A 25,975-nucleotide genomic window follows, 5' to 3' on the forward strand; every position below is an offset into this window, starting at 1 on the left:
TTAATGAAGGCATTCATCAAATTCATGAGTGTAGCGTTGTTGCTATTTAGCACTTTGGTCAACGCTGACTCAAACGAGGAAGATTACTTACTCGATACTGGCGATACCATTTCCGTGCAGGTCTATGGTGAAGAAGATCTTACGATTAAAAATATTCTAATAACGTCAGATGGCTACTTTGATTACCCCTACCTTGGCCGAATTAAAGCAATCAAAAAAACACCAAAACAACTCAAGTACGAAATAGAAACGGGCTTAAAAGGCGATTATCTCATCAATCCAAAAGTGATGGTCACCATCAATAACTTTCGTCTGTTTTACGTTAATGGAGAAGTCAGGAAACCTGGTGGATTTGAGTACCGTCCAGGGTTAACCATAGAGAAGGCCATCGCTCTAGCAGGTGGCTTGACCGACAGAGCCTCACGCAAAGGCATTAACCTCACCAAGCATAAAACAGGTCAAACGATGGAGGGGGTCAGTATGCACCGCAACGTTGAACCTGGTGACATTGTATTTATTGACCAGAGCTTCTTTTAAGTGACAGGGAATCAAATGAACGGGACTCATCCAAATAATCTCCAGATGAACAAAGTAGAACTGATTCGTTTTGGCCATCACTTCAAAGCGATTAAAAAGAATTGGCTAAGCATCGCAGCATTCACGCTTCTGTTCTCATTAACTTGTACTTGGTATATCTACTCCAAAGCATCGATATACCAAGCTACAGCTACGCTACTCATCCAAGAGGAGCAAAAAAGCGCCCTTTCAATCGAGGAAGTATATGGCGTCGACACGACAAAGAAAGAGTACTTTCAAACGCAAATCGCCATTTTAAAATCGAATCATATTGCAGATAAGGTCATTAGAGAGCTGAACCTCACCCAATTACCTGAATTCACAAGCTCAGGGGGGTTAAATAAAAAAATCGACCAAATAAAGTCGATTCCTTTTGTTCAAGACCTACTGAATGTGGCACCAAGCCCAAAAGAAACCGCGCAGTTTTCAGAGTCCTATTATCAGGCACTTCAAGCTTTCAGAAGTAAACTCGATATTGAGCCAGTACGTAACACCCAATTAGTCAGAATTCGCTTTCGTTCTACCGATCCTAAGCTTGCTACGACAATCGCCAACGCGGTCGGCCAAGCCTATATTGACGCAAATTTTGAAGCCAAATTGGTCGTTACACAAAATGCGGCTACTTGGTTGACAAATAACTCTCAAAAATTGGAGGAGCGATTACGTAACTCGGAGCAAGCGCTGCAAGAATTCTTGTTAAAAGAAGGGTTGATCGATATAAACGGTATTGATGAAATTTACGCAAATGAGCTAGAAGAACTCACTCGCAAGCTGAATATCGCTGTTAATAAGCGTATTGAAGCGCAGACGTTAATCCAACTGTTACGACGTAAATCTTCGCAAAGTTTAGACAGCTTGTTGTCAATTGATGAATTCGCTAATCAAGCGCAAATCCGCGATCTAAAATTGTCGGAAGCACAGGCAGCCAAAAATCTCTCTGAACTGGCACAGCGCTACGGACCTAAGCATGATCGAATGATTCAGGCGAAAGCACAGCTTGCTGAAATTCAATCAAGAACCCAGCAACTCATCCGTGACATTTCCTTCAGTAAGCAACAAGACCTTCTTGCTGCAAAAGCGCAAGAGGACATGCTTCGAGCAGAACTCGATAACAAAAAGTCAGACTTTCAATCGTTAGGGTCACAAAAAGCGCGTTACGAACAGTTAAAACGCGAGGTTGAATCCAATAAGGCACTCTATGAAGCGTTCTTAAATCGTGAGAAAGAGACCAACGCCACCAGCGACTACAAGAATGTCACTGCTCGCTTTACTGATAAAGCCATCATTCCTCTATTCCCGGTGGCACCACAACGAATCAAACTGGTACTAATTGCCACCTTTTTTGGCTTTGCCATTGCTTGCGCTCTAGTCATCATCTTAGAAACGATGCGAGAAGTTATCCGAAGCGCAGCCGATGTGCAGGAAAAACTTGGTGTTACGTGTTTAGGTGTGATTCCTATGGTCAAAAAACGCAATTTGCGTAAAAACGGCGTCAGTTATACCGCGTATTTAGATGATGAAGAAAAACTATTTAGTGAAGCTTGCCGCTCGGTCAGAACCTCGCTTCTGCTCAGATTAACCAACACGAAGCAAAAGATATTGCCCTTTACCTCTGCTATTCCAGAAGAAGGAAAAACATCGACCAGTATCAATATGGCGGTGTCGTTTTCAAAAATGGAAAAGGTGTTGATCATCGACTGCGATTTACGTCGACCTTCCATCGCAAAGCGATTCGGTATTGCTGAATCAAGCCCTGGCTTAACGCATATCCTGACTATGGATACGCCAATCAAAGATTGTGTTACACATATAAAAGAAGCCAACTTAGATGTATTACCGGCCGGCCTAATTCCGCCAAACCCACAGGAATTACTGGCTTCTGATCGCTTTAAAAAGTTGCTCGAACATTTTCAAAATAAGTATGACCGGATCATTATCGATACACCACCCCTACTGTCAGTGAGTGACGCACTTATTCTTGGTCAGTATGCCAATGGTCTGATCACCGTCATTCGCTCAGAATCAACAAAATCATCACTGGTTAACCTTGCGTTATCTAAACAAATACAACACTCAGTTCCATCTCTTGGCGTCTTAATCACACAAGCCAAGGCCAAGGAAGGAGAGACGCTTTATGTCCAGAAATACGCCTACTAACGTAAACCTATCTTGGTACCAAACGTTGAAAAGCCAAGAACAGCCGGTATTGATCTATCAAATGGGCAAAGTAGGTTCGAGTGCATTAGAGCATTCCATTCCTGACTCGATTCACTTGCACGACCTTATGACCGTCGATGCGCAAAAACAAATATCCCCCGTTAGAGCGCAATTGCATAAGCCTCAGATCAATGCGTTAAAGCGACGACTAAAGCGCATAACGATGAGCCGCATGTTAAAGCGTAAGAAAAAAGTTCGAATTATCTCGCTGGTGCGTGAACCGATCGGACGAAATGTCTCAATGTTCTTTCAAGCACTTCCTTTTTGGATGGCGGACAAATATCTAAAGGATGACAGCGCAATACGTACCGAACGACCGCAATTACTCCAAGAAGCATTTGATAAGCACATGAATCATCAATATGCGCTGCAGTGGTTTGACAACGAGATCAAACAACTAACAGGGATTGATGTGTTTAACGAGTCTTTTAATCACGAAGTAGGCTATCAAACATACCATAACAATAACTTCTCACTGTTGGTCATTCGAAGTGACAAGCTAACGAAGGCTAACTCCGCAGTTGAAGACTTTTTAGGTTACCCCGTGGATGTTGTTTATGAAAATCAATCAGACAACAAATGGTACTCGCCACTAATGAAAGAATTCAAAACGCAATTTCAACCTACACCCGAGTACGTTGAAGAAATGCTGAATTCTAAATTGACGAAGCACTTTTTCTCAAATACAGAAATCACCGACCTTAAACAGCAATATCTGACCAATTAATCATGAAAACCAAGATTCTACATATTATCAATGATCTTTCTCAGAACGGCGGTGCTCAGAAGTTCTTAGTCGACCTTGTTTTAGAACATAAGCCTGAATACGAAATCAAAATTTTGGTCTTGTGTGATGAAAATGATTACTTACCAATGCTATCCGCCCAAGGGGTAGAGTGTTTTAACTGGCGCACATTGTCATTGAGTGAGAAATTCTCTTTGCTGCGTTGGCCGGATGTCGTTCACGGGCACCTCTACCCTTCCATTTACCTAGCGCTATTGGCGGTAGGTAAAAAACGAATCCAGACTGAGCACTGTTCTTATAACCGTCGACGTGACTATCCGCTGTTTAAGTTCATGGAATACGTCTTATATTGGGGCCACGACTTGACGGTCAGTATTAGTGAAAAAGTACAAGATGAACTGGTGAAGTTCATGCCTCGCTACCAACACAAATATCACGTGGTGCACAATGGCGTTGATTTAAAAAGGTTTTCTATGACGCCAAGATTCGCCAGCCACCTAATCGACAAACCAGTTATCAAGATTGGAATGGTGGGCCGACTTCACCAACATAAAGATCATGAAACGCTTATCCAAGCACTTATCCATTTACCAAGACGATACGAACTCCACCTTGCGGGAGATGGAGAAAAAAAATCATCACTGCAAGCATTGGCAACAAAAATCAACGTCGCGCAACGTGTTCACTTTCATGGCGTAGTTTCTGACATTCCTGCCTTTTTGAACGACATGGATATTTACGTGCAATCGTCGCACGTCGAAGGCTTTGGCTTGGCGGCGGTTGAGGCCATGGCAGCAGGCTTACCCGTATTATCATCGGACGTACCTGGTTTGGATGACGTCACCGGACGTGCCGAATATTTATTTCAGGTTGGTAACGCCACTGAACTGAGCCAAAAAGTGCTCCAGCTGTGTGAAAGTGTTAAGCGGTATGACGCTGCAAGTCAATACTCAGTCAATAGGGCCTCTCTCTACACCATCGATAAATTTCGTGAAGGTTACTATGGAATCTACCAGCAGCTTTGCGCCAACAAATAGTTCCGCGCCATCGAGCCATCGCGCCTCATTGCTTGCAGCATGCCTATTAGTATTGTTCTTTATTCCAATGAAGTTTCGTGCTGGAGGAATAGCGCTAGCCCCATCTGACATCGCAAGCCTTTTGTCTATTGGTTTTACTGCATTAGTGGTATTGGAAGGAAAAGCTGAAAAACTCATGCATCCCTGTATGGGGTTCCTCCTATTGTTCACTGGGTATGTGTTCATAAATGGTCTGCTAAATCGCGTCCCTTTAATGCCGCTAGTTATAGAAACTGTGCAATGGTTAGCGATTTTGTGCCTACTGAGCCTAATGTACGCCTATGGCGTGTTTGATGACGAACGGGTAATGGTTTATTTCACGTATCTGTTGTTTTTCATCTGTACGCTCGTTGCCTTATGGCACTTTGCTCAGGGCTATCAAAGCGGGTTTAAGTTACTCGGGGTAAGTAAATACGGGTTCGGTGTACTGTGCTCGCTACTGTACCTTTATCGAGATAAAATTCGCGCTTTCCACCTTTTGATGCTCGTAGCTTTAGTATTACTGGTGTTGTCACAAGAAAGAAAAGCGCTACTTGGTTTTTGTCTGCTTTTCTTCTTTGACCAACTGCTCGTAAAAAACTTAATGAGAAAATCGCTCAGCGAAACGTACACGTGGACAATTTTATTAGCCTTGAGCTTCATTGTGTTTACTGCCGTCACAACCACACTCTACGTTGGGTTTGAAACGCTAGCAGACACATTGGAAATAACCCAAGAAGACGTCTTATTTGCCAACCAAAGTGAAGCCCGCTGGGTATCGAATCTTCATAGAAAACTTTTACTTGCCAATGGGCTAGATATTTTACTTCAACACCCGGTGTTAGGTGTCGGCGCGAAAATGTTACCCAACTTTATGATCAGTTACTTTAACTATGATGAGCTGGCGATCTACACCCACAACTTTGTGTTAGATACCGCAATTGAATACGGATTGCTTGGTATCGGTCTGCTGTTTGGTGGTTATTTTCTTTTTATTCGCTTTTGCTTCCGCAGCCTTAATGAAAACAGAAAAAGCCTATTACTTGCGATATACGCCCTCATCATGGTGTTTTTCGTTGCGGTAAACACCACCATAATTTTAATACTCTTGTTACCCGTCATGATCAGCATGAGCAACGACTCACGGGCCATTGCTCATACTTTTCCGGTAAACCATCACCACGAATATGAATAATCAAGGATAGGATAGATGAAGTATTCAATCTCTCGACAATTTGAAAAGAACCGAGAACTCCAAGCTGATAATTTTGTTTTAGTTTACCAAATGGGCAAAGTTGGCTCCTCATCAATTGAGCACACGCTAGGGGAGAAAAATATCCCGAGCTATCACATCCACACCTTTGATGATCACGAAGAATTTCACATGTATCACAATAAAAAAGACGTGAGTAAATTCTTCGACTTCCGAAACCGCGCACTCTATCGCTTAGTGCTCAAGCAGCGAAAACGTATCTTACAAAAACGAGAACAGATTAAAATCGTTACGCTGGTCCGCGATCCAATCGCAACTGTCTTTTCTCGCTTCTTTCAAGATCTCCATTTGCAATTTATCGAAGGCAAAAAGAACGATGCAATTCACCGAGATATGGAAGTCACGTATCAGCACCTCGAGCATTGTTTTGATAACTATATCAATCTCAACTATTTTGCGGACTGGTTCGACAACGAGTTAAAGCGTAATTTCAATATCGATGTGATGCGCCAAGAGCTGGACAACACTCAACCTTTCTTCACATTCCAGAACGATCAGGCCAACGTCATGCTAATCAAATGCGAACAGCTCAGTTCTCTTGATAAAGAAATCGGTGAGTTTCTTGAGTTGCAAGACTTCGTGCTGAAAAACAGCAACGAAGCGAAAAACAAGTGGTACTCCAATATCCACCAACACTTTAAGAATCACTACGACTTCTCAAAACTGTTCTATATGTACGATCTTCCCTTGTATCGCCACGTTTATTCAGAGCAAGAGCGTGATGCTTTTAAACACAAATGGATGCAAACACCAGGGACAAAATCATCATGAAGAAAGTGCTCCATGTTACAGAAGCATTTGGAGGTGGCGTTCAAACTGCTCTCTATAGTTATGTTCACTCATCCAGAGACGAGCCTTATCAGCATTTCTTGCTAGCCAGAGCCCGAGAAAACGACTTGACCAATGAGAACAACCACCACATTTTCGTACAGACAAAGTGGGTAGAAGGCGGCTTGCTTCAATTTATTCGCGATGCAAACCACATGATTGCATCACTTGGTCCCGACGTCGTGCATTTGCACTCGAGTAAAGCAGGATTTCTCGGCCGATTTCTAAAGCTTGGCAAGGCACGCTTGGTTTACACACCGCACTGTTATGCCTTCGAACGTGAAGATATCTCAGAGCTTGCACGCCAGATCTATAAAGCACTAGAGAAAGTAAAACTGAGCAAAATTGATGTGGTTGCAGGCTGTAGCCAACGAGAGTGTGACCTAGCCATTAGCATTGGTGCGAAACGTGCCGAACTGCTCAACAACTACGTGTCTTATCAAAGTGAAGATCGTATAGAGCGAAACAAGCAAGAAGCGCTGAAGCTCGTTGTACTTGGTCGTGTCGCGCCCCAAAAAGATCCTCAGTTTCTTATCAGCACATTGCAGTTCCTTAATCGGTATGCGCTTAACCGCCCGATAGAGATCACATGGATAGGTGGCGGTGACCAAGTACTCGAACAGAAATTACGTACTGAAAATGTGGATGTAACGGGTATGCTGCCTCGCGATGAGGTAGTTGAAAAGCTCAAGGGTTCAGACCTTTATCTACACACTGCAGCATGGGAAGGGATGCCGTTAACCATTCTAGAAGCATCCAAGTTACATCTTCCTATGGTTATTCGGACCATCGGCGCAACCAAAGATCTCAACTACCCGTTTTTAGCGCTCACACCTGAAGAAATGGCCAAGCAGATCGCGCATTGTGTCAATTATTATGAAGAGATCGATTTTCGCCAATATACAGCAGAATTAAACGATGCCTTCAGTGAAGAAAAACAGCGCCTAGCACTCAATAAACTATACGGTTAAATGCTCCTATGTTTCACACTGTTCAACAAAAATTACTGTTGATGCCCAGCGGTAAAAAAAGCTTGTTATCTACCGGATTAAAAACCGCAATCACGCGTGTGTTGAGTGCGCTATTTGCTTTTTTACTGACTCTGATTGTATCGAAGACCAGTGACGCTTCGACGGCCGGTCAATTTTTCTTTTTATTCAACCTAGTCTCGCTACTCGCTATCGTTTCTCAGCTAGGTTTTGATGTCTCGTTAGTTCGTTACAATGCGATCGCTTTTAATAACAAAGAGAAGCTTGAACAAAGCCAAAACTATAAAACCGCACTTTATCGAAGTATGGCATTTTGCTTGCTCGCCATAGGCGTTTTGTTGGCAGGGTTTAATCTGTTTCCAGAACAGCTAAACCAGACTCAATCACCAATGTATGCGATTACTTTATGCTTGCTTTGCATACCTTTCTTGGTGCTTGCGCAAACCAACAGTCGGGTGCTTCAAGCATGTAGAAAAGTTGTATCATCTCTGTTTGCGTTGCAGCTTGGGGTAAGTATGTTGATGGTCATTTTTGTCTTTGCCCTAGACTATATCGGTCAGCAAAATATCAACAATCTAATGACCGCACTGCTTTTAGCGAGCATAGGTGTCGCGGTCATATCTAGTGCCAATTGGCTTGGCTCAGATCAATATCAAACATCGGCTTTCGTACCAAACAAAAAAATGGTCTCTTCTGCCAAGCAAGTCTGGGTTGGCAGTATCTTCACGAATGTTCTTCAATGGGGAAGCCTTGTTATTACGGGCTTTTTTATCTCAACAGCGGAACTCGGTTTGTTAGCCGCAGCCCAACGTACATCACTACTGATTGGCTTCGTGCTGATTACCATTAACTTTGTGGTCGCCCCGATGTTTGCCTCTCTCTACAAAGAGCGTCAAATGCGCAAACTGCAGAACCTGAGCCGCTTGGCGTGCCGAGCTAATGTTGGTTTAGCGATTGTACCCGTAATTATTTGCACCCTCTTCCCCGAGTTTGTAATGCAGTTTTTTGGTGAGGAGTTTCTCGCCGCGGCGCCACTATTAGTCGTCCTTTCTCTGGGGCAGTTAGTCAATGTTGCGACTGGTTCAGTAGGTTTTTTATTATTAATGAGTGGTCATGAGAGAACCATGAAATACATTACAATTTCCTCCGGTACGGTGTCCATCTGCCTACTTGTTACGCTTTGCCAAATGTTTGGGGTGATTGGTGCAGCGTGGGCAATGGCAATTGGCATGGCTATCCAGAATTTAGCTGCACTGTACTTTGTAAAACGTTACTTAGGCTTCTTTCCAATAGGTTAATTATGGCTTTAATACTGGCACGCACGAGTTTTGTTTTAGTCCTGATGCTAACCGCTTCACTCTCTTTATGGAAAAGCTCTGACCTACACCATACTGCTTACCTGCAAATGGAAACCTACTTAGGCGGATCAAGTACGCTTCACTTTACTTTCAGTTTATTGATCGGCTTTTTATCGGTCTTCACGTTCCCTTCTCTGGTGAGCTCGAATAAAACCGACGTTTTTGGGATTCGTCTTTTGCTACTGCTGTTGGCTATCGTTTCAATGGAAGAAATAAGCCAACTTTTTATTCCAAATCGATCATTTAGTTTTGATGATCTCAGCACCAACTGGATAGGCGTTATCTCAGGTTACTTTAGTGCCAAGTTAATTCGCTTCATCCGCACTCGATCGTTCTAGTAATACAGGAATCTCTGGGGGATTTGGGTATATAATTACGCCAAACAACCAGACTAACGAGTACATCATGCCATCTCATCCAACCAAGATTACTTTTTTTGAATTCTTAACCCCGTTGATCACGTCAGGCAAAAAGACGATAACGATTCGAGACGAATCAGAAAGCCATTACGTTCCCAATACAGAAGTCGAAGTTTTTACCTTAGAAACGGATCGTAAAGTCTGCGATATCAAGATACGTTCTGTAGAACCACTTCACTTTGAAGATATTAATGAGTTTCATGCAGAACAAGAAGCCATCGAACTACCAAAACTCAAGCAGTTAATTCGAGAAATCTACCCAAATACCGACACGCTCTTTGTTATTGAGTATGAGCTGATTAAATAACCCACAACAAATTCTAGACGACTGGTCTAATTCATTCTATAGTACACTCCATGAACGCAAAGACGAATGACACACGCCAACATATTCTCGACGTCGGATACGAGTTGATCGTAAACCGAGGGTTCACGAGTGTTGGTCTTTCAGAGCTGTTAAAAAAGGCCGCAGTGCCAAAAGGCTCGTTTTATCATTACTTCAAGTCCAAAGAACAATTTGGTGAAGCGATGATTCAAGACTACTTTACTAAGTATTTTGAGCGTTTAAACGCACGCTTTACCAATACTGAACTGAGTGGCTACCAACGCCTAATGAGCTATTTCGAAGAAATGGTCAAAGTAGAAGACGACGTGTGTAATGCGAACAAATGTTTATTGGTCAAGTTAAGTGCAGAAGTCTCCGATCTCTCTGAGTCAATGCGCTTGGCATTACGCCAAGGAGCAGACAAAACCATTCAAGCGATAGCGGATTGCATAGACATCGGCATTCAAGATGGCTCAATCCCCAATGGTGACAGTGCGTTATTAGCAAGGCAGATATACTACCTTTGGAATGGCGCTAGCTTGCTGAACAAACTTTATCAAGATCAGGCAGCATTGACGCAAAGTCTGACCTATACTCAACACTTACTGCAGAATACGCGCACTTGTCCATAACAGGCGGCGTGGAAGCAGAATGAACACCCTACACACGTTTCACTGTCAGAAAAAGCGTCAGTGTTAACACAGTAAACCTTCCCGCTTTAAATAAGCGGGATATTTTGAAATAAATACTAGACGACCGGTCTAATCAACAAGTGAGATAGATATGACTAACGCAACAAATCGCAGAATCGTACTCGCGTCACGTCCCCATGGTGCACCGACACAAGAAAACTTTCGTTTAGAAGAGGTAACGAAACCGACTCCGAGAGAGGGTGAAATGCTATTGAGAACGGTTTATTTATCTCTAGATCCATACATGCGTGGTCGCATGAGTGATGCCGAATCATACGCTGACCCTGTTGCAATTGATGACGTAATGGTCGGTGGTACAGTTTGTCAGGTAGAAGCATCAAACCACCCAGATTACGAAGCAGGTGAATGGGTTCTTGCCTACACTGTTGGCTGGCAAGACTACGCTATCTCAACTGGTGAGATGGTCATTAAACTTGGTAAAGAACCGCAAAATCCTTCTTACGCGCTAGGCGTTGCAGGTATGCCAGGATTTACCGCGTACATGGGTTTACTCGACATTGGTCAGCCAAAACCAGGGGAAACCATCGTGGTAGCAGCTGCTACGGGGCCTGTAGGCGCAACAGTTGGTCAAATTGGTAAAATCAAAGGTTGCCGAGTTGTTGGTATAGCAGGCGGAGAAGAAAAATGCCGTTACGCTAAAGAGGTGCTTGGTTTCGATGAGTGTATTGATCACAAAGCTGAAGACTTTGCAGAACAACTGAAAAATGCCTGTGACAAAGGTATTGATGTTTACTTCGAAAACGTAGGTGGCAAAGTATTCGAGGCTGTAATGCCACTTCTGAATACAAATGCACGTATCCCACTTTGTGGTTTGATTTCTCAGTACAACGCGACAGAGCTGCCTCAAGGTACCGACCACCTTCCATTACTAATGGGTAAGCTCCTGACCAAACGAATCAAGGTGCAAGGCTTCATCATTTTTGATGATTACGGACATCGTTACGGTGAATTTGCGCAAGATATTAATCAATGGTTGGCAGAAGGAAAGATCCAATACCGCGAACATCTAGTACAAGGACTGGATAATGCGCCAGAAGCATTCATCGGTCTGTTGGAAGGTAAGAATTTCGGCAAGCTTGTAGTACAGATTAACGACCCATTATAAAAAGGGATATGTAAATGATTAAACTTCACCACCTCAATCAGTCTCGTTCAAAGCGCATCATTTGGTTACTTGAAGAGCTAGATGTAAATTACGAGATTGTACCCTATGTCCGTGATTCCGTGACCTTCATGGCACCGCCAGAACTAAAAAGTGTTCACCCATTAGGAAAGTCACCTGTTCTTGAAGATAACGGCGAGATTATCATTGAGTCAGGTGCAATGACCGAATATTTGATTGAGAAATACAGTGACGGAGCCTTTGCTCCTGAGCGTGGTACAAAAGCACACACAGAATATTTGCAATGGATGCACTTTGCAGAAAGCTCTGCAATTTTACCTATGCTGCTAAAAATCTTCGTAAGCAAAGAGCCAAATGAAACTCAGTTTTTATCAGGCTATGCCGACAAGGAAGCAATGAATGTACTAGGCTACTTCGAGCAATCCTTAGAAGGCAAAACTTACCTAGTAGAAGAGCGTCTGACTGGCGCTGACATCATGATGTCTTTCATTGTCGAATTGGTTCAAAAGTTTGGTTTAGTTAATCACTTCCCTAATATTGAACGTTATGGGAAACAGCTCGCGACACACCCAGCATTTGCAAAAGCTGAACAACTTGAAGTGAAGTACTCTTAATTACTTCCCCCCTTTCGCCCCTTTGATGACACGTAAAACTTCATTTAAGGGGCGATATTACTAGCATCGCAGACACGCTAACTGGATAGCGCTCCCCCCAGTCAATCGCTTTCGAGAACGCCGATTGTTATGTCAATCAAGCTAATGTAGTAAATTTCTGATTCTAATATAGTTTCGACCATAGTCACCATCTATTGAATTGATAAGCAATATCAGTTTTCTCCCCCAGCTTTTCCGTAATAACCTCCTCTACAGTTTCTAAGGTATTGAACCCTGGAGGGGGAAGAAAAATGACAAACAAGAAATTGACTACAGCAGCAGGTTGCCCTGTCGCACATAACCAAAACGTTATGACTGCAGGTCCTCGTGGCCCTCAACTATTACAAGACGTTTGGTTCCTTGAAAAATTGGCACACTTTGACCGCGAAGTGATCCCTGAGCGTCGTATGCACGCAAAAGGTTCTGGTGCTTACGGTACGTTCACAGTAACGCACGACATCACAAAATACACTCGCGCTAAGATCTTCTCTGACATCGGCAAAAAAACAGAACTATTCGCTCGCTTCACTACTGTAGCTGGTGAGCGCGGTGCAGCAGACGCAGAACGCGACATCCGTGGTTTCGCACTAAAATTCTACACTGAAGAAGGTAACTGGGACTTGGTTGGTAACAACACACCAGTATTCTTCCTACGTGACCCACTAAAATTCCCAGACCTAAACCACGCAGTAAAACGCGACCCTCGCACTAACATGCGTAGCTCTACCAACAACTGGGATTTCTGGACGTCATTACCTGAAGCATTCCACCAAGTGACTATCGTAATGAGTGACCGTGGTATCCCTGCTTCTTACCGTCATATGCATGGTTTTGGTAGCCACACATTCAGCTTCATCAACGCAGAAAACGAGCGTTACTGGGTTAAATTCCACTTCAAAACTCAGCAAGGCATCAAAAACCTAACTGACCAAGAAGCAGAAGCGATCGTAGGTAAAGACCGCGAAAGCCATCACCGTGACCTTTACGAAGCGATTGAGCGTCAAGACTTCCCTAAATGGAAGATGTACGTACAGATCATGCCTGAGTTAGAAGCGGATGAAGTCAACTTCAACCCATTCGACCTAACACGTGTATGGTCTCAAAAAGACTACCCACTGATCCCAGTTGGTGAGTTCGAACTGAACCGTAACCCAGAAAACTTCTACGCAGAAGTTGAGCAATCAGCGTTTAACCCAGCAGCAGTTGTACCTGGTATCGGCTTCTCTCCAGATAAGATGCTACAAGGTCGTCTGTTCGCTTACGGCGATGCTCAGCGTTACCGTCTAGGTGTGAACCATCATCAAATCCCAGTGAACGCACCTCGTTGCCCTGTTCACAGCTACCACCGTGATGGCGCAATGCGCGTTGATGGCAACTTTGGTTCAACACTAGGTTACGAGCCAAACTACAAACAAGAATGGGCAGAGCAACCAGATTACTCCGAGCCACCTCTACGCATCAATGGCAACGCTGATCACTACGATCATCGTGTAGACGAAGACTACTTCAGCCAAGCGGGTGACCTATTCCGTCTGATGAGCGAAGAGCAACGTCAAACTCTGTTCGATAACACATCTCGCGCAATGGACGGTGTGCCAGAGTTCATCCAACAGCGCCACGTTCAACACGCATACCAAGCGGACGAAGCGTACGGCAAAGGTCTTGAAATTGCACTAGGCTTAAACAAGTAAGCGAACGCTGCAATCATTACACTGTGTGATTTAAAGACGAAAAAAAGGAGGTGCTCTACAGCACCTCCTGATTTCAAATCACTAATCCTTAATCACAAGTCACAAACCATGCTCAAGGAGATTCATTATGATTAACTTAGATTTCTTTAAGCTCTTTGATACCAAAGAACTGTTTATCTATTACTGATTCATCAACTACTGATTTTTAGCTACCGCTTTGATCAGTACTGATGTATCCATGCGACCTAAACCATCACGTTGAAGGTCTGCGTATTGCTCATCCACTTTCTTAGTCAGTGGAAGTTCTAGACCTACTCGCTCAGCTTCTTGCAGACAGAAACCTAAGTCTTTGCGCATCCAATCAATAGCGAAGCCAAAATCGAACTTGTCTTCAGCCATCGTATTTGCGCGGTTTTCCATCTGCCAAGAACCTGCAGCGCCATGCTTAAGCGTTTCTACAACTTGAGCGATGTCCAAGCCTGATTTTTGTGCTAGCAACAAAGCTTCACTCAGACCTTGTAAAACGCCTCCAATACAGATTTGGTTTACCATCTTACAGCGTTGACCCTGACCGTTTTCACCCAGTAGCGTCATCTGCTTCGCGTACACATCCATCGCCGGAGACACACGGTCAAAAATGCATTGTTCACCACCACACATGATGGTTAGAACACCATTTTCTGCGCCCGCTTGACCACCAGAAACTGGCGCGTCAATAAAGTGATTACCGTACTTAACACACGCTTCAGCCAGCTCAACCGCTAGGTCTGCAGAAGTCGTCGTGTGATCGACTAACACTGCATCCGCTTTCAAACCGACCAGAATGCCTTCTTCACCGTAAACAACGCTACGAACGTCATCATCATTACCCACACAGGTAAAAACGATGTCACAGCCTTCTGCCGCTTCACGTGGTGTTTCACAAGCGACGCCTCGGTATTCTTCAGCCCACTTGTCGGCTTTCGCTTTTGTGCGGTTGTATACTTTGGTTTCAAAGCCCGCTTTACTTAGGTAACCAGCCATTGGGTACCCCATCACACCCAGACCAATAAATGCTACTCGTTGTTTTTCCATTGCACGCTTCCCTTAGTTCACCTGACTGAAATGTTTCGTAACATGCTACTAAAGAATTGAAATCATTACTCGTGATTTCTCTTTCCACGGTCTCGATGATCCAGTATTTCAGTTCGTTTATTGCGCTTTCTACACCCCTTTACTTGACGATTAGCATAACAGTCAAAGCACTTAAAAAGGTTTACTACTGCTTAGCGTGGAACATCGCTTGCCCACTCTTGTCCTTATTCGACCAGAAATTGATGTTGAACTGAGCATCATCGCTCATCTCAATACGATGCCAGTACTGCGGTGGGCTGGTAGCAAACTGGCCTGCATTAATCACCACCACCACTTCTGCTTCTGTGGCATGTTCATCAGCAAAGCCGTAGTAAGTCACTTGCCCTTCCATGACGCAAAGCTGTCCAAACACTCCCTCAGCGGTATTGTGATGAGTCAGTAGCGCTGGTGGCACATTGTCTTTAGTGAAGAAAGGCGTTGAACGTTGAACAGTCCAGTCTTTAGGAATTCGTAGATGCGACATAATAATACCCTCTCTAATTACAATTCTTTTCGTTTAAATCGGTTAAGCCTGCGCGGCTTGAGACAACTCTCGAAGTAATGGAAATGCTTGCGTAACTTGTTCTCCCGTCACGACGAAGCCCATGAGTCGGCTATTTTCATCTTCTGCTTTCGCGGCAATGCCAGTTTGAGAAATCTGCACGCTCCAGTTCGTCACCGAACTAAAATCGCCTGCCAATTGAATTGGGTAGCTCGGCGTTTTCACCTTTACCATCATAGGCGGTAGTTTCAACTCTGCATCTTGCCCCAGTAGCTGTTTGCCCAAAGCATTGGCACTTAGCACGATCGGTTGGAGGTACGGCATCATTCGACCTTGGATCTCGGCGCAATCGCCCAATGCAAATACATTGGCAACTGATGTCTGTAATCGGGCATCTACCTCGATGCCTTTATCGACACTCAACCCACAAGCCTTCGCTAACCAAGTGTTAGCACGTAAACCCGCCGCTGAAATCACTACATCGGCTTCGATCGCTTCACCATTCCTCAAGCTTGCCACCAGCGAATCATCTGAACGATTGATCGCAGCAACTCCAGTCTCCAAGGCAAGTTGAATACCTTGCTGCTTAAGTTGGTTCTCCAGCGGCAATGCGACGAATTCAGGAATCAAGTTAGCGAGCAAACGGGGATTTGGCTCAACCACCGTAACCGCTTTACCACTGGTTGCGAGATCCATGGCGATCTCGACGCCGATCAAACCACCACCCATTACTAGAATTCGTTTCGCACGGCTAATTTGCTCTTCCGCTAATTGATATTCTTGTAGCGAGTTCAGCGTTATCACCTTAGGTGCTGCATCACCAGATATTGGCGGCACAAAGGCTTTCGCGCCTGTCGCAAACACCAGTTTGGAGTAAGGATAGGTTTGGCCGTTGGCGACCACTTGCTGAGCTTGCACGTCGACATGCTCAATCATGGTATGGGCGAACAGTTCGATGTTGTGTTCCTGTGCGAACGCCTCAGCACTTTTAACCACTAAGTCTTGGGCGGTTTGCTTGTTGCTGAATACATGACTCAAATCAGGCTTGTTGTATTCCGCGCCATCATCAGCAGTAAACACTTGCAGCGGAATATGTGCGTCCATTCGACGCACTGTTTTCACCAATTGGTAAGCCGCAAAGCCGCTACCAATAATCACAATAGGTGCTTGCATATTCGCCCCCTTACCCGTTGTATTCGACAAAGACGTCTTTACCCAAATGGCATTCTGGGCACAAGAAGTAATCTGGCACTTCAGACCATGCCGTGCCCGGTTCAACGCCTTGATTAGGCTCGCCTTTAGCTGGGTCGTATACCCAATTACAAACCGTACAAACCATGCATTGACAATCTGCGGGATGCGCCTCGGCACTAGGGTTGCTAGGAGCAGCATCGACTACCGCTTGTGTTGCTATTTGTGCTGCGGGTTGTGATTGAACTTGTGGTGCAGACGCAGCAATCGCCGGAGAAATAACAGGACTTGTCAGGTCATGCTTCGCCCACAACTTCGCGATGTTCTGACCATGTTCGCGACATTCACGCATCGCATTACCATCTGGTCGCCATTTGGTTTTCAAACCCACTGCGGTTTCAAAGCCTGCGTCAGTCAATCGAGCATGGATACGATCCACCGCACCACCGTTCCAACCGTAGCTACCAAACGCAGCGGCTTTCTTCGCTTTGAAGCGCAGGCCTGTAATTTCTTCTAGCATGCCTGCGATCTTCGGCATCATGACGTTATTCATGGTAGACGAACCAACCAAGATGCCTTTTGAGCGAAATACGTTGGCGAGAATTTCATTCTTATCGTGCTTAGAGACATTAAAGACTTTAACCGCCACACCAGGATCGACATCGTGAATGCCTTGCGCGATTGCATCTGCCATCATTCGGGTGTTATTTGACATAGAATCGTAGAAAATCGTAATGCGATCTTCTTGATAATTGTCTGCCCACGCCAAGTATTGCTCGATGATTTGAACCGGATTATCGCGCCATACAATACCGTGTGACGTTGCGATCATGTCGACAGGCAAATTGAAACTCAGCACTTCTTTGATTTTTGCGGTTACCAAGCTGCTGAATGGCGTTAGGATGTTTGAGTAGTAACGCAAACACTGTTCCATCAACTCATTTTGATCCACTTCATCATTGAATAAGCGTTCATCGCAGTAGTGCTGACCAAATGCGTCATTGCTGAATAATACTGCATCGCCAGTTAGGTAAGTCATCATGCTGTCTGGCCAATGCAGCATCGGCGCTTCCACGAACACCAATTGCTTACCGTTGCCAATATCAATGCTGTCGCCTGTTTTTACGGTTTTGAAGTTCCACTCAGGATGGTGGTGATGACCAACGATGGAATCAATCGCCGCTTCTGTACAGTAAATTGGCGTGTTCGGAATCTTCTCCATTAATGCCGACAATGCGCCTGAGTGATCTTCCTCTGCATGGTTTACCACGATAAAGTCGATAGACTTAAGATCGATTTCCATTTCTAAATTTTGGATGAATTGTTGACTGAATCGATGATCGACCGTATCAATCAATACGGTTTTCTCTTCACGAATTAGATAACTGTTGTAGCTGGTACCTTTTGTCATTTTGTATTCTGTACCGTGGAAATCTTGGACTTCCCAATCGCGTTGACCTACCCAGTGGATGTTGTTTTTTACGTGAATTGTCATAATTACTACCTTGAATGACGGGATAAACAAAACTAATTTCTTCTTGTATTGCACTGGGCGTGCCAACTTTCAATTGCTATATATTTCAATGCCTTAATTAAAAATCAACTTTATAAAGTGTCATTTAGACACAGTTGAAAATTGTCATTAAGACACTACAATAGTCATATTGACACAATCGGTATTGGCTATGACTTCTTTAATCGCGCAATGGCTACACATCACGCAAGATCTTAACTCGGCGCTCACTCAACAGGCTCGCTTTGATACGTTATTAACCACGATTCGAGACGTATTGAAGTGTGACTCTTCTGCCCTTCTTTTATATGAAGATCAGCACTTTAAACCTTTAGCGATCAATGGATTGGCGAAAGAAGTGCTTGGACGCCGTTTCTCCATTGAGCAGCACCCAAGGTTAGAAGCTATAGCCCGAGCAGGCGACATCGTGCGCTTTCCCTCTGACAGCGACTTACCTGATCCATACGACGGCTTGATTCCAAACCACGATGACAAACTGCATGTCCATTCCTGCATTGGTTTACCTCTGCTGATCGACGATCAACTGATTGGTGCCATTACAATTGACGCCTTCGACCCCAACCAATTTGATGGGCTACGCAACCAAGAGTTACGTTTTGTCAGCGCGTTGGCAGCAGGTGGCCTTCACACTGCACTCCTACTAGAACAACTAGAGACACAAGCGAGCCTGCCACGCGACTCTTACGCCGAGAAGCGCACCTTAAGTAATGAAATCATTGGCAACTCTCAGGGTATGAAGAATCTTCAAGAGCAGATTGATGCCGTCGCCGATACGGAATTGTCTGTGCTGGTGATGGGAGAAACGGGCGTAGGTAAAGAGTTGGTTGCCAGCGCTATTCACCATCGCTCTAGCCGCTCTAGCAATACTTTGGTTTACCTCAACTGTGCGGCGCTGCCAGAATCAGTCGCGGAAAGCGAGTTGTTCGGCCATATCAAAGGCGCATTTACAGGCGCAATCAGCAATCGCAAGGGTAAGTTCGAACAAGCCGATGGCGGCACACTGTTTTTAGATGAAGTCGGCGAACTGTCGTTAGAGCTGCAAGCCAAGTTACTTCGAGCCCTACAATACGGCGACATTCAACGTGTGGGTGACGACCGCCATATTCGAGTCAATACACGCATTGTCGCCGCCACCAACCGTATATTGCATGAAGAAGTGACTGCTGGTCGCTTCCGAGCCGACTTATATCACCGCCTAAGCGTCTTCCCGCTTCATGTTCCACCTCTTCGTGAACGTGAAGACGATGTGGTGTTACTCGCAGGCTTTTTTGCCGAACGTTTAAGAAGCAAATTGGGATTGAACAGCATTCGTTTGTCCCCCACTTTGGTGCAGGCACTCAAAGACTATTCATGGCCAGGCAACGTGCGAGAGCTTGAACATGTCATTAAACGTGCTGGTGTTTTGGCAAAAGCGCGTACCCACGCCATGGACATTGAGTTAGTTGAGCAAGATTTTGACATCCGAACGCCGAATCAGAACATCAAGAACGTTGAAGAAACGGAACAAAAATCTCGGCTTGAGCTACCAGAAGGCGGATTAAAGCCTGCCACAGATGCCTTCCAAAAAGCGATGATTGTTCGAGTTCTGGAAGAGAACCAAGGTAACTGGGCAGCAACGGCACGTCAGCTTGAATTAGATAACGGCAATTTGCACCGATTAGCAAAACGGCTAGGGATAAAATAGACACTAACGAATATCACCTAATATGGCATATTCATCGCCAAATAATGTGCCTGATGCCCAACCGCTCACTCAGCCCACTATAAGTAGTGAGCTGAGTGCTCAGATAGAATAGCCACCTAAGTTTGACGGTATTTTCTTCTAAATTTTATTGTCTTGAACCACCTCACAGATTTAATAACCCTTAACAATAAACACAATAATAGTTAAGGTATTTTTATGAGCCAGATCTAATAAAATTAAATATATAATATTTATTTTAAGAATCTAAACTTTCAAAGTTCATCATAATAAATACAACCTCTATGTATACACTTTACCTTCAAAAAACATCAAAATATAATCCCTTCGATAAAAACACTTAAATGAATTTAACTGTATAAAAGTGAGGAGAATAAAATATGGGATATGGGGCGACAGTATATTCATTAGATACTGAAAAGGTTTTTAACGTACTAAAGAATGAGCGTAATCCAGAGCTAGAAAAAGCCATCATGGAAAGGTGTCAAGACTCCTTTAAAGTGATTAATGAAATGCTGGAAAGTAGTGGCGAAAGCATCCGAGCTGAAGAGCTTCTTATGCAGATGCTGTCTGAAGAGATAAAATACAGTCACTTGGGTTACGCCTATGCTTACTTGCTTGAAGCTATATGTAAGATCACTGGTTATTACTTATCCAATAACTCTTGGTATCCTTGCGATGTAAACGATTTCTGCGATATTCCATTCACTAATACCGATTATCCCATAAAATTCCCACTCCCTGACGATTTCCCTGTTGTTTTTATGATAAAAAATCAAGATATTCACCAAGATAACGTTGACTTCGGAGGCTTATCAGAGCAACAAATATCTGAAGTCAAGAGCTGGTACACTCATGCAGTCGTAAACAATCGTGACTTGGTATTATTTTATTATTAATTTTAACTATTAATAAATTATCCAATAGTTAAAATAACAATAGAATATTAATAAAACTCTAGCTTATATTAAGATAGAGTTTTATCTATTTAACTGAAATTTTTATAATTTTAAAAATATTATATTTCACACCTAATTTATAGACTCTGTGTATAGTGTGTTCAGAGGCAATGTGAACTCATAGGATCAAAATCAAGTTCTAATTTTTAGAAGAAAAAACGATCTGCTTGTGTCAAAATGCGCCATCCCAACCAAAAAGTCTTAATGTAATGAACTACCAAGCTGCTATTTTTGATATGGATGGTTTGCTCCTTGATACTGAGCGCGTCTGTATGCATATTTTCCAAGAAGCATGTGAAGCCCAGAACCTACCCTTCTATAAAGATGTTTACCTTTCAATCATTGGTCGCAATGCAGCGGGCATTGAAGTGATTTTTCGTAAAGCTTATGGGGATGATCTTGACCGCTTACACCAAGAGTGGCGCGACCGTTACGACGCTGTGGTTAAGCACCAAGCGATACCGGTAAAAGAAGGGGTGATTGAGCTGCTTGAGTGGTTGAAAGGCCAAGGGTTGCCAATTGCAGTCGCCACTTCTACAGCAAAAGAAGTGGCACAGAAGAAGTTGGAGTTAGCGGGCCTAAGCAAGTATTTCGACAACTTAACGACAGGCTGTGAAGTGTCACACGGCAAACCTGATCCAGAGATCTACCTGCTTGCAGCAAGTCGTCTAAGCGTAGATCCAACCAAATGTCTCGCCTTTGAAGATTCAAATAATGGCGTACGTGCTGCGGTAGCAGCGAACATGATCACTTATCAAATTCCTGATTTGGTTGAGCCTTGTGACGAAATAAAGCAATTAGGCCATACTGTCGCACCTTCACTGCATGATGTGTTGCACACGTTAAAGCAAACTCGCTAGGCCTACTTGTCGTCTGTTCTCTAGAAGCTCAGCAATTTAGCTGAGCTTCTTTCTTGAAACCTCTCCAATACCGTAAAACCAAACAATTCTTCCACCCGTTTAGCGAGATTAATTTCACCTTAACTCTGGTTCATCACGATTTTTGATTTAACTCACGCAATCGCATGAAATAAGGCATTTGAGTGATCAAATAGCGGAACTGACCAGTACAAGCTTGCAACAAAACGTCAATATACCGATTGAAGCACGTTTTTGGAGTGAAAATTGGCTGATAATGAGAACTATTGGATAAGATCAATCCAAGTCAGCCTAAAATACAAAATGGAGAGTGTTATATGTCTTTACGTTTATTAGCAACAACCTTCGCATTAGTAGGAATGAGCTTTGGTGCCCAAGCCAGTGCCGAGTGTGAAGTGTCATTAGATGCTAACGATATGATGCAGTTTTCTACTAAAACATTGAGCGTACCAGCCACTTGTAAAGAGGTAAAACTAACGCTGAATCACACAGGTAAGATGCCAGCGCAATCGATGGGTCACAACGTGGTCATCTCTGACACAGCCAACCTACAAGCAGTCGGTACTGATGGCATGGCAGCTGGAGCAGAAAATAACTACGTAAAACCAAATGATGATCGCGTCTACGCTCACACAAAAGTAATTGGTGGCGGTGAAAGCACCAGCATTACGTTCAGTACTGAGAAAATGAAAGCCGGCGGTGACTATTCATTCTTCTGTTCGTTCCCGGGTCACTGGGCAATCATGCAGGGTAAATTTGAGCTAAAATAAAAGCTTTAGCCAAGCCAAAAGAAGACTCATTATAGGGAAGCCAAGGCTTCCCTTTTTGATAGATAAAATAGCAATTGAGAAAGGTCTAACACGTCTGGAAACGTGACCAAGAAACATAGCAAGTATGAAACCCTTGCTCCATTGAGATTAAGTTCTTTTGCGAAAAGTTATGGTTAAAAATCAGATTTTTATTTTGCCTTTCCGAGACACTACTAAATGATAAAAGTCATTCAATACCATGTAACTCTTTCCAGTTTCCTGGATGAACCACATAGCCGAACAGAGCATGCCCACCATAAACCAATTCAGTCCCTTCCGGTATCCACAGCATCTGACCTGGGTGCACAAAATGTGTTTCACCATTTGCGGTCAGCTCGAAACAGCCTTCAATCACGAAAATAACTTCATCATAAAGCACTGTCCAAGCCACTTTAGCGCCTTCCCATTTAGCAAAGCCTACGCCAATGTTTGGTGAAATTTCTGGGCTTAACGCCCTGGCAACATACGCCATTCCCGGCGTATCACCACGAACATTGAAATCTAGACTTTTACTATCAACAAGTTTGACTTGCTTCATAATTCACTCCGGCTTTGCCATTTTGCTAATTGGATACGCGTTTTTACTCCCAAACCTAAAAAAGGCTCTGGCGGATTCAAACAAGGCATTCCTGTCACTTGCTGTATGTCATCTAATGATTTAGATGTCGCACCAACGACATAGTCAGCTAACAGTGTTCCAGAAATGGTTCCCCACGCAGCACCAACACCATTGTCACAAGCGCTGGCATAAACACCTTCATCTAATTGACCGAAAAAGTTAGTAAAGTTACGAGAGATGGCATACACCCCACCCCATGTGTGAGTAAATGGTACGTCGGCCAGCTCGGGATAACGCGCCAGAAAGACCTGACGATGATCGTCGCGAATTTGTTCTCTGACTTTATCGTTCATGCTTGAGCCATATTTCGGCACGTGTTTGTAAGTATTGCGGATCAAAATACGTCGATCGGCGGTCATACGTAACGTCGTTCCCGCATGATCAGCTGGAGTTAACCCCCAATTCAGCTCACCTCCGTATCGTTGCATTTCTGCGTCGGTCAATGGACGCGTCCAGCTTGCAAACGTCATCACTGGAAGTAGTCTGTTTTTAAGATAACCAAACTCCCGAGTAAAAATGCTGGTCCCAAGCAGCAGTTCAGGGGCTTCAACAGAGCCACTATCTCCATGTAATACCCAGCAACCGTTTTCTTTACTGAGCTTGCGGATTGGCGAGTTCTCTAACACCTCGACGTTCTCTGGAAGGCTTTCCCCTAGCCCACGCACCAAAGCAGCAGGTTGCATTAAATAACCACCTGGCGTGTAAATTGCGCGGCTGTAGTAGTTTGTTCCCAAGACTTTCGCCAGCTCACTGCCATTAACATGGAAGTATGGTTCGCCAAGGTCTTTCATTAGGTGCTCAAAGTGATCGAGATACGCTTCACCGCGCGCGCCTACGGCTCCTTGATATTTGCCCTTTGCTGACCACTGACAAGAAATACTGTGCTTCGACACTAAAGTGTTTAGCTGAGCAATCGCAGAACGGTTGAGTGATAATAACTTTTGCTTGTACTCAGGGTCGGGATGCTCAAGTGAAAACTTATGAGGCAAATCGATAACAAAGCCCGAATTTCTTCCTGAAGCCCCTTGGCCGATACGTTGCGCATCAATCAGTATAATTCGTGCATTAGGCATAAGTTCAGCTAAACGTCTTGCCATAGCTAGGCCTGCGAAACCGGCACCTAACACGGCATAGTCAGCACTTTGTTTACCTTTTAACGCCGATTTTTCTGGAATACTTGGCAACGCATGGTACCAACCACACGTCACGTCATCATTGGGTAAATGAATCATCTTTTTTCTCCGCTACGCTGCTGACAGTTTCAATGACAATTGATCTAGCCAAGGGCCGCGTAATGACTGTACTTTTCTTCCTAGCAACGCAAAACCGAGCATTGCTCCTTCTGGTGAATAAAACGCAGCGGTCAATTCATCTGCTTGGTTCTCGATGTACCATTGTCCCTGTTCTTCAGCGGCTACCGGGAAAATCGTGAGTGGAAGAATCGGCGTTTTTACAATCACTGGAGTTGGTGTTAACGAGATAGGGGCGACATCGCCTAGCAAGCTTTTCGCTACAGAAGGGATCATTTGATTAATCGGTGCAATATACGGCTGCCAACCTTGCTCCGTTTCAACACAGTCGCCTAGCGAGTAAATACTCTCATCACTCGTCTGGCCGAATTGATTCACTTTAATGCCGCGGCCCACTTCGAGCCCTGCTTGCTCAGCCAGAGAAACATTTGGCTTGAGTCCAACCGCGCTCAGCACTAGATCTGCTTCAATCTGCTTGCCACTGTTTAGATGTAAAACCGCACTAGATTCCGACCTTGGTTCGATTCTGGTGATACTGTCTTGTAGAGCCCATTGCACGCCTCGTTCGGCAAGTGCGCTTTGTAATGATTCACCCAACTGTTGCGGGATCAAACGCTCCATTGGCCATTGACCCAACCCGATAACTGTTACTTCATAACCGCTTTCGATCAGATCATTTGCGAACTCACAGCCAATTAAGCCATCACCTAGGATCGCGATGCGCTTTTTGTCTTGCAGCTCCGCTCTGAAACGGCGGTAATCAACTAAGTCGTTCACACTCATAACCCAAGAGCGATCGCCCTCAATTGGGATTTCAATCGGTGATGCACCTGTTGCCAGTACCAAGCGGCTGTAGGCGTATTTACCGATGGAGGTATGTAACGTTGAATTGGCACGATCGATCTGTTCAACACGGGTATGCGGGTAAACTCGGATATTGAGACGGCTTTCCCACTCCAACGCGCTCTCACTTTGTAGCGCGTCGCCGTCTTTATTCATGACCAGTGCATTAGACAATGCTGGTTTGCTGTACAAAGCGCCATCATCAGCGGTAAAGACAGTGATCGGAACCTTCTCAGATTGCGCTCTAAGTGCCGCCGCCAACTGGTAACCACTGTGGCCACTACCGATGATAACGATAGGGTCATTTGAGAATACAGGTTGAGTAACTTCAGATGGAAGAGGCTGAGCCGTATTTGGCTGAACAGATGCTTCTACCGACACCGAAGACACCACTGCAACCTCTTCTAGTGGCGCATCGTCGGTGATTTCGATCATTTCAAAATCGGCCTTACCCACTAAACAGTCAGGACATAACCAGTCATCCGGTACATCTTCCCATGTTGTTCCTGGTGCAATGCCATCGGATGGCCAACCTTGTGCTTCATCATAGATTAAGCCGCAAATAATACAGAGCCACTTTCTCATCACTTATACTCCAACTACCTTGTTC

The 25,975-nt window shown here is 44.3% G+C and carries 25 protein-coding genes and 1 pseudogene; 18 read left to right on the top strand and 8 right to left on the bottom strand.

Annotation, left to right across the window (positions count from 1 at the left end):
- The first annotated feature begins 3 nt into the window (after positions 1-3).
- The 14 genes from R8269_RS09280 (at position 4) to R8269_RS09345 (ending at position 13,965) form a co-directional block, all read left to right on the top strand.
- Positions 4-537: a polysaccharide biosynthesis/export family protein gene (locus R8269_RS09280; protein WP_005375265.1), complete on the top strand. Its 534-nt coding sequence runs from the start codon at positions 4-6 to the stop codon at positions 535-537.
- A 15-nt stretch (positions 538-552) separates the two neighbouring features.
- Positions 553-2,733 carry a GumC family protein gene (locus tag R8269_RS09285; protein ID WP_171053541.1) on the top strand — a complete coding sequence of 727 codons (2,181 nt, stop codon included), beginning with the start codon at positions 553-555 and terminating at the stop codon, positions 2,731-2,733.
- A complete protein-coding gene (locus R8269_RS09290) occupies positions 2,711-3,520 on the top strand; it encodes a putative capsular polysaccharide synthesis family protein (RefSeq protein ID WP_053303826.1) in 810 nt (269 codons plus the stop codon). Before R8269_RS09285 ends, R8269_RS09290 begins: the two co-directional genes overlap by 23 nt.
- Before the next feature lie 2 nt (positions 3,521-3,522).
- Positions 3,523-4,575 (top strand): glycosyltransferase, encoded by a 1,053-nt coding sequence (locus tag R8269_RS09295; protein ID WP_258477457.1) that lies wholly within the window; start codon positions 3,523-3,525, stop codon positions 4,573-4,575.
- Complete coding sequence (locus R8269_RS09300; protein WP_258477456.1) at positions 4,541-5,788, top strand: O-antigen ligase family protein; 1,248 nt, start codon at positions 4,541-4,543, stop codon at positions 5,786-5,788. The genes R8269_RS09295 and R8269_RS09300 overlap by 35 nt, the downstream gene beginning before the upstream one ends.
- Positions 5,789-5,803: 15 nt before the next feature.
- Positions 5,804-6,637, top strand: a complete 834-nt coding sequence (locus R8269_RS09305) for a putative capsular polysaccharide synthesis family protein (protein ID WP_005375258.1) — start codon at positions 5,804-5,806, stop codon at positions 6,635-6,637.
- The gene (locus tag R8269_RS09310; protein ID WP_258477454.1) at positions 6,634-7,665 is read left to right on the top strand and encodes a glycosyltransferase family 4 protein; all 1,032 of its coding nucleotides are present in this window, start codon (positions 6,634-6,636) and stop codon (positions 7,663-7,665) included. Before R8269_RS09305 ends, R8269_RS09310 begins: the two co-directional genes overlap by 4 nt.
- An 8-nt stretch (positions 7,666-7,673) precedes the next feature.
- Positions 7,674-8,981, top strand: coding sequence for an oligosaccharide flippase family protein (locus R8269_RS09315; protein ID WP_021707644.1), 1,308 nt, complete (start codon positions 7,674-7,676; stop codon positions 8,979-8,981).
- A 2-nt stretch (positions 8,982-8,983) separates the two neighbouring features.
- On the top strand, positions 8,984-9,379 hold the full coding sequence (locus tag R8269_RS09320; RefSeq protein ID WP_053350073.1) for a VanZ family protein: 396 nt from the start codon (positions 8,984-8,986) through the stop codon (positions 9,377-9,379).
- Positions 9,380-9,446: 67 nt separating this feature from the next.
- On the top strand, positions 9,447-9,767 hold the full coding sequence (gene yqfB, locus R8269_RS09325) for a N(4)-acetylcytidine aminohydrolase (RefSeq protein WP_005385855.1): 321 nt from the start codon (positions 9,447-9,449) through the stop codon (positions 9,765-9,767).
- Positions 9,768-9,817: 50 nt separating this feature from the next.
- The gene (locus tag R8269_RS09330) at positions 9,818-10,417 is read left to right on the top strand and encodes a TetR/AcrR family transcriptional regulator (protein ID WP_005385858.1); all 600 of its coding nucleotides are present in this window, start codon (positions 9,818-9,820) and stop codon (positions 10,415-10,417) included.
- A 151-nt stretch (positions 10,418-10,568) separates the two neighbouring features.
- Complete coding sequence (locus R8269_RS09335) at positions 10,569-11,603, top strand: NADP-dependent oxidoreductase (RefSeq protein WP_258477449.1); 1,035 nt, start codon at positions 10,569-10,571, stop codon at positions 11,601-11,603.
- A 14-nt stretch (positions 11,604-11,617) separates the two neighbouring features.
- Positions 11,618-12,235 carry a glutathione S-transferase family protein gene (locus R8269_RS09340; RefSeq protein ID WP_005375238.1) on the top strand — a complete coding sequence of 206 codons (618 nt, stop codon included), beginning with the start codon at positions 11,618-11,620 and terminating at the stop codon, positions 12,233-12,235.
- Between the two features lie 290 nt (positions 12,236-12,525).
- On the top strand, positions 12,526-13,965 hold the full coding sequence (locus R8269_RS09345; RefSeq protein WP_206225743.1) for a catalase: 1,440 nt from the start codon (positions 12,526-12,528) through the stop codon (positions 13,963-13,965).
- 195 nt (positions 13,966-14,160) lie between these two features.
- Here R8269_RS09345 and R8269_RS09350 read toward each other — a convergent pair whose 3' ends face one another.
- From R8269_RS09350 to norV, 4 genes are all read right to left on the bottom strand, one after another.
- Positions 14,161-15,039, bottom strand: coding sequence for an NAD(P)-dependent oxidoreductase (locus R8269_RS09350; RefSeq protein ID WP_206225744.1), 879 nt, complete (start codon positions 15,037-15,039; stop codon positions 14,161-14,163).
- Between the two features lie 184 nt (positions 15,040-15,223).
- Positions 15,224-15,562, bottom strand: coding sequence for a DUF1971 domain-containing protein (locus tag R8269_RS09355; protein ID WP_017635297.1), 339 nt, complete (start codon positions 15,560-15,562; stop codon positions 15,224-15,226).
- Positions 15,563-15,604: 42 nt separating this feature from the next.
- A complete protein-coding gene (gene norW, locus R8269_RS09360; protein WP_206225745.1) occupies positions 15,605-16,753 on the bottom strand; it encodes an NADH:flavorubredoxin reductase NorW in 1,149 nt (382 codons plus the stop codon).
- Positions 16,754-16,763: 10 nt separating this feature from the next.
- Positions 16,764-18,266, bottom strand: a complete 1,503-nt coding sequence (gene norV / locus R8269_RS09365; RefSeq protein WP_033906753.1) for an anaerobic nitric oxide reductase flavorubredoxin — start codon at positions 18,264-18,266, stop codon at positions 16,764-16,766.
- 190 nt (positions 18,267-18,456) lie between these two features.
- Here norV and norR point away from each other — a divergent pair, with 190 nt between their 5' ends.
- The 4 genes from norR to azu all read left to right on the top strand — a co-directional run bounded on the left by norR (position 18,457) and on the right by azu (position 22,614).
- Entirely contained in the window at positions 18,457-19,989 is a 1,533-nt protein-coding gene (norR, locus tag R8269_RS09370; protein ID WP_213867409.1) for a nitric oxide reductase transcriptional regulator NorR, read from the top strand.
- Positions 19,990-20,387: 398 nt separating this feature from the next.
- Positions 20,388-20,906 (top strand): hypothetical protein, encoded by a 519-nt coding sequence (locus R8269_RS09375; protein ID WP_053307894.1) that lies wholly within the window; start codon positions 20,388-20,390, stop codon positions 20,904-20,906.
- Positions 20,907-21,175: 269 nt separating this feature from the next.
- Positions 21,176-21,826, top strand: a complete 651-nt coding sequence (locus tag R8269_RS09380; RefSeq protein WP_005385872.1) for an HAD family hydrolase — start codon at positions 21,176-21,178, stop codon at positions 21,824-21,826.
- A gap of 335 nt (positions 21,827-22,161) precedes the next feature.
- Positions 22,162-22,614, top strand: coding sequence for an azurin (gene azu / locus R8269_RS09385; protein WP_005375211.1), 453 nt, complete (start codon positions 22,162-22,164; stop codon positions 22,612-22,614).
- A 226-nt stretch (positions 22,615-22,840) separates the two neighbouring features.
- Here azu and R8269_RS09390 read toward each other — a convergent pair whose 3' ends face one another.
- The 4 genes and pseudogenes from R8269_RS09390 to R8269_RS09405 form a co-directional block, all read right to left on the bottom strand.
- Positions 22,841-23,191, bottom strand: coding sequence for an ethanolamine utilization protein EutQ (locus R8269_RS09390; RefSeq protein ID WP_005375208.1), 351 nt, complete (start codon positions 23,189-23,191; stop codon positions 22,841-22,843).
- On the bottom strand, positions 23,188-24,504 hold the full coding sequence (locus tag R8269_RS09395) for an NAD(P)/FAD-dependent oxidoreductase (RefSeq protein WP_258477448.1): 1,317 nt from the start codon (positions 24,502-24,504) through the stop codon (positions 23,188-23,190). The genes R8269_RS09390 and R8269_RS09395 overlap by 4 nt, the downstream gene beginning before the upstream one ends.
- 12 nt (positions 24,505-24,516) lie before the next feature.
- Positions 24,517-25,800 carry an NAD(P)/FAD-dependent oxidoreductase gene (locus R8269_RS09400; RefSeq protein ID WP_258477471.1) on the bottom strand — a complete coding sequence of 428 codons (1,284 nt, stop codon included), beginning with the start codon at positions 25,798-25,800 and terminating at the stop codon, positions 24,517-24,519.
- Positions 25,789-25,950: pseudogene (locus R8269_RS09405) on the bottom strand (rubredoxin); the annotation flags it as partial. The gene R8269_RS09400 and the pseudogene R8269_RS09405, both read right to left, overlap by 12 nt.
- Positions 25,951-25,975 lie beyond the last annotated feature (25 nt).

Source organism: Vibrio sp. Vb0667 (assembly GCF_033391095.1).